Raw genomic sequence first — 980 nt, 5'->3', positions numbered from 1 at the left:
CCTGTGGGAGCGAGCTTGCTCGCGATAAGGTCCGGAGGACCTTCAGTCCGTCACCTCGAAACGCAGCACGCCGATCATCTGGCCGTTTTCCGTCAGCACCCGCACCTGCCAGTTGCCCGTCGGGTTGTCGGGGAAGTTCTGCTTGTGGGTCCAGGCCCGATAGCCTTCCTTGCGCCCGCCATGGATGTCCAAGGCGATGCGGTCCACTTCTTTGCCGTTGAATTGCCAGACGTGGTAGATGCGCTCGTCGAGCCCTCGCGGGGCATTGATGGCGGTGTAGGCGTAGAGGCCATTGCTGCGAATCTGCGCCGCGCTGACTTGCTTGAGGCTGGCGCCCGGTGTGCGGTCTTCCACTTGGGTGCTGATCGCCACTTCGGTCATCCATAGCGTCGCGGGCGGCACCCAGGAGCGCAGCACCCAGCCGGCGGCGCCAATCCCCAAGGTAATGCACAGGATGGCCAACGCGTTGCGCACGGTACGGATCGGAAAGATCGAGGCCAGGCTCGGGAACGACAACAGCATGGCGATGCCCAGCGCCAGTTTGAAGCTCTGGTCGGTGGTCAGGTGCACGATCACCGGTAGCGCGGTGAGCAGGGCGGCGAACAGCGTCAGCGTGTGCAACGCCAGGAACGCCCAGCGCCTAGGGGCCAGCCATTTGTAATACAGCGGGTCGGTGATCGAGATCAGCGCCGCGATCGTCAGCAGGCCGGTAAAGATCAGCTGGCTGCTGTTCCAAGTGGTGGTGATGAAGAAAAACGGCAGGACGAAAAACAGGCTTTCCTGGTGAATCATCTGCGTGGCGTAGCGCAACAGCGGTTGGGGAATTTCCCTTTTGAAGACTTTGGTAAACAACCGCGTGAGGCTGTTCTCCAGCATCAGCCAGAGCCAGCTCACCAGCATGATGATGGTGATCCAGGTCGCCAGGCTTTGTTGGCGGTCCACCAGCATGAAACTGCCTACACCGGAGATGAAACCGCCGA

General features: G+C 61.2%; 1 protein-coding gene. It reads right to left on the bottom strand.

The window, feature by feature from the left end; all coding sequences use genetic code 11:
• Window positions 1-42: 42 nt before the first annotated feature.
• A partial coding sequence (locus OC610_RS28030; protein WP_264432869.1) for a DUF2914 domain-containing protein occupies window positions 43-980 on the bottom strand: 938 nt, incomplete at its 5' end.

The organism is Pseudomonas agronomica, assembly GCF_025917275.1.
Classification (GTDB): Bacteria; Pseudomonadota; Gammaproteobacteria; order Pseudomonadales; family Pseudomonadaceae; genus Aquipseudomonas; species Aquipseudomonas agronomica.
The sequence above is the reverse complement of the archived record's forward strand: the minus strand, read 5'-3'. Positions and strand labels throughout refer to the sequence as shown.